The organism is Yeguia hominis (genome assembly GCF_014384705.1).
GTDB lineage: Bacteria > Bacillota > Clostridia > Oscillospirales > Acutalibacteraceae > Yeguia > Yeguia hominis.
On sequence record NZ_JACRSN010000043.1, the window covers coordinates 1 to 3,556 of the forward strand.

The 3,556-nt window shown below is 50.0% G+C and carries 5 protein-coding genes, 3 tRNA genes and 1 rRNA gene; 2 read left to right on the forward strand and 7 right to left on the reverse strand.

The annotated features are described in order from the left end of the window. Positions 1 to 562, forward strand: a 562-nt coding sequence (locus tag IAG03_RS13885; RefSeq protein WP_249320711.1) for an IS256 family transposase, incomplete at its 5' end; no start/stop codon positions are given. A gap of 185 nt (positions 563 to 747) precedes the next feature. After that, positions 748 to 981 (forward strand): hypothetical protein, encoded by a 234-nt coding sequence (locus IAG03_RS13890; protein ID WP_249320713.1) that lies wholly within the window; start codon positions 748 to 750, stop codon positions 979 to 981. A 374-nt stretch (positions 982 to 1,355) separates the two neighbouring features. On the opposite strand, the gene IAG03_RS13895 is transcribed toward IAG03_RS13890, so the two are convergent. From IAG03_RS13895 to IAG03_RS13920, 7 genes are all read right to left on the reverse strand, one after another. Continuing rightward, positions 1,356 to 1,595, reverse strand: coding sequence for a hypothetical protein (locus tag IAG03_RS13895; RefSeq protein WP_249320715.1), 240 nt, complete (start codon positions 1,593 to 1,595; stop codon positions 1,356 to 1,358). A 62-nt stretch (positions 1,596 to 1,657) separates the two neighbouring features. Then, a complete protein-coding gene (locus tag IAG03_RS13900) occupies positions 1,658 to 2,299 on the reverse strand; it encodes a phage minor capsid protein (protein ID WP_249320716.1) in 642 nt (213 codons plus the stop codon). Then, positions 2,184 to 2,450: a phage minor capsid protein gene (locus tag IAG03_RS14660; protein ID WP_430472471.1), complete on the reverse strand. Its 267-nt coding sequence runs from the start codon at positions 2,448 to 2,450 to the stop codon at positions 2,184 to 2,186. Before IAG03_RS14660 ends, IAG03_RS13900 begins: the two co-directional genes overlap by 116 nt. A gap of 531 nt (positions 2,451 to 2,981) precedes the next feature. After that, a tRNA-Asn gene (locus IAG03_RS13905) sits at positions 2,982 to 3,057 on the reverse strand. 76 nt (positions 3,058 to 3,133) lie between these two features. Next, positions 3,134 to 3,208: transfer RNA gene (locus IAG03_RS13910), tRNA-Glu, on the reverse strand. A 44-nt stretch (positions 3,209 to 3,252) separates the two neighbouring features. Continuing rightward, a tRNA-Lys gene (locus tag IAG03_RS13915) sits at positions 3,253 to 3,328 on the reverse strand. Positions 3,329 to 3,391: 63 nt separating this feature from the next. Next, positions 3,392 to 3,556, reverse strand: a 23S ribosomal RNA gene (locus IAG03_RS13920); the annotation flags it as partial.

Genomic DNA, 3,556 nt, shown 5'->3' on the forward strand with positions numbered 1-3,556 from the left:
CTTCCAGTGGCTGCGCGGGCGCGGTTTGGACGGCGTAAAGCTCCTCGTCGGCGACAAGTGCATGGGGATGCTGGAGGCCGTGGGCGAAGTGTTTCCGGAGGCCAAATACCAGCGCTGCATCGTGCATTTCTACCGCAATGTTTTCTCTGCTGTGCCAAAATCAAAGGTCAAGATTGCAGCGAAAATGCTCAAGGCGATCCACGCGCAGGAGAGCAAGAAAGCCTCCCGCGAGAAGGCAAGAGCTGTCGTTGCCGAGTTAAAAACAATGAAGCTGAAGGAAGCCGCCAAGAAGGTTGAGGACGGCATCGAGGAGACGCTGACCTGCTGTGATTTTCCCAGCGAGCACTGGACGCGCATCCGCACCAACAACGTGATCGAGCGGCTGAACCGTGAGATCCGCCGGCGCACCCGTGTGGTGGGGACATTTCCTGACGGGAACTCCGCCCTGATGCTGGTCTGCGCGAGGCTGCGCCATGTGGCAGGCACCCAGTGGGGCTGCAAAAAATACATGAATATGAAGCACCTGGAGGCGGTCATGGACGACGCCTCTATTGCTGGCTGACTTCATTCAGCCGGAGTCTGCAAACATTTTTGCGCATAAATCTTGACAGTACCGAGAACGCTCCTTCTGCGTCCTGAAAATATGCATGAAAAAGGACGCACGGCAAGCGCGTCCTTTTTTGACATGCAATTACAAGGAACCCGGGAGGGCATCCGCCGCTCCGGGGTTCAGAGAGGTGGTTTTTTATGGATGATCCAAAACTGAATATCGGCGCTGTCCTCGATTCGGGCGCGGTGGCACGCACCATCAACGCCCAGCTTCAGGCAATCAAATTCGACCCCATCAAAATTGAAGTCGAGATTTCTACTGCGGCCGCGGAAAGCAGCCTTCTGACGAAAATCTCCGACCGCATTAAAGCCGTCAACACCGACATCAGCAAAAACCTTTTTGCGCCGGGTGAGCTTTTTGCCTGTGCATAACCGGCCGCAGTCCCTTGCGGTTATGCAGGATTTCATCCTCAAAACATGAAACGGCAAGCCTCAAATTGCAGGAAGGGCCAAAGCCGCCTTGCGACAGCATAGCCGGAAACGGCAGGTGCGAACGCTCTAAGAAGTAGGCGGTGTGCCCAATCCGCAGCCAAGCTCCTAAGTCCCGCAAAAGCGGGATACAAACGTCGCGCGGACGGGGCCGCGCGGGAGAAGGTTCAACGACTTTACGGGGCTTCCGGCGTGCGGCACCGGTAAGAGAAAGTCTGATCTGCGCTTAATGGCGCAGGCGCCGCGGTCGAGTGTCAAGACGCTCTTGGAAGTACCGCGGACTTTGGCAATAATTCTTTAAAACACCAATACATCCATTAAAAGCGATAGCCACAATTTTGGCACCCAAATGAAAAATGAACATATGGTCCTCCCCCGCCTGGATTCTTTGTCAAATAAAATGATCCGCAAACCGGACATTTCGGCCAGTGATTCGGATTTCCGTTCTTCTCCATCCAATCACTCCAATCCATTACTTCTCCGTGACATTTCGGACATTCTGTTAATTCTTCTTTTACAAAGCCATGACACTTTAAGCAAACATTAAATTTTTTCACTTTTATCTCTCCTTAAAATTCAATACTATGTTATTGTCAATCCGGTTTTTAACCCCACAAATTTAACAAACCGGAAAACATATACTGGATGCAGCATCAGCATTTTCCGCAAGAGTAATATCACAATTCCATTCTTTGCACCCAAGAACGCCATCTGGAAGAACAGATGAATCAACGATTGTTTTTCCACTCCAATGACTCTTTTCTTTGCAGTACTTGCCAAGGAAAGAATCCGCGACAGAAGACAACTTCGTGATTTGCGTTTTGGTGAAATTACCCTCTGTATTGTTTGCGTTTTGCACGAGGGGCAGAAAAGCATTTTTGTTAGCCCAAACAGCCTTCTGGCAGATGCTCTTTCCAAACCCGGTTGTTTGCAGCCGGTCATTCTGCGTGCTGATTCCGGTTTTGTACGAAAAGTCCTTATATACGGCCTCCTGCCGTTTCAGCTTTACAGCAGCTTTGTCAAAATCCTTTTGGATTCCTGCCTTTAAATCCTCGTCGGCCTCGCTCATAGCGGCGCTGTAGCCGTTCAGTTCCCGCCTTGTTGCTCGAACCCGACGCTCCATTTCGCGCTGCATCTGCGTAGCTTCATAATAACCGATTTCTTCGTCGTTGTAAACTACCTTTTGTTCTGAAAGTTCCTTTAACCGCTGATTGGAATATGCTCTTTTGGATATCCCCGCAAAAAAACGGGTACCAATCATGGCGGCAGTTCCAGCCTTTGAATCCCGGCCCGGTTCCATATCCAATATCGCGTTTGCTTAAATATCCTTTTCGCCCTGATAACGAAACAATCTTGCCCTGCCACTGAGGATGGGAACCATGGGCTGAAATTTCTATCCAATCACAACCCATAGAGATGGCGTTTTCTTCACTGATTTTTTCCCTATGGTTTGGCCTACGCCTGTCCGTACTGCGCGCCGCACGGCGGCCCCCTCCATGGGATTACCTGCAGCAGTATCACCTTCTGCAAAGCAACCGAATGCAATTTCCGCATCCTGTGCAAAAATATATCTTAAAAGAGCAACTTCTCGCCGCGCCTTAAGAAGCGGAGCCTGTAAAGCAAAAAGCAAATGCCGACAACGCTTTTGATATACGGAAAAAGTACCTGTGCAAAACGCAAATATCGGAAGCTGTATACTTTTCTTCCACAGCTACAGCAAATTCTTCGTTCATAAAATTTGACTCGTGAACGCGTTGCATTGCAGCAGCAAAGCGCCCGTTTGCCGGCAGCAAATATCGTTCCTTCACAGAACAGAAGCAGTAGCAAAGCCGATAAGCCAAAGTACATAGCGCCCGAATCATATGTTTTTCCATCTGACGCCTTACAGCAATTCATCGTAAACAAAAAAAGGACAACATCCTCAAAGAAGATGTTGTCCTTCCTGGCTCCCCCTGTTGGGCTCGAACCAACGACCCTGCGGTTAACAGCCGCATGCTCTACCGACTGAGCTAAGGAGGAATATCTATTTCCTAGTATATGCAATATATGCAAAAAAATGCGGGAATTCGCTAACTCCTCACATTCTTTTCTTTCTTGGTGACCCGTGCGGGAATCGAACCCGCGTTACCGGCGTGAGAGGCCGGTGTCTTGACCGCTTGACCAACGGGCCATGTCTTCTACCGGCCGTCCACTGCCGTCCCTCAGGGACCTCTTTGGTGCACCATCAGGGGCTCGAACCCGGGACACCCTGATTAAGAGTCAGGTGCTCTACCAACTGAGCTAATGGTGCTTATCTCTGCGCCCTGAAAACCGAATAAAGGAAAGAAGGAAAGATAAAGGAAAGAACAAACACTTGGTCAAGCCCTCGACCTATTAGTACTGCCACGCTGAACATGTTACCATGCTTACACTCGCAGCCTATCAACCCGGTAGTCTTCCGGGGGTCTTACTGGCTTACGCCATGGGATATCTTATCTTGGAGCCGGCTTCACGCTTAGATGCTTTCAGCGTTTATCCG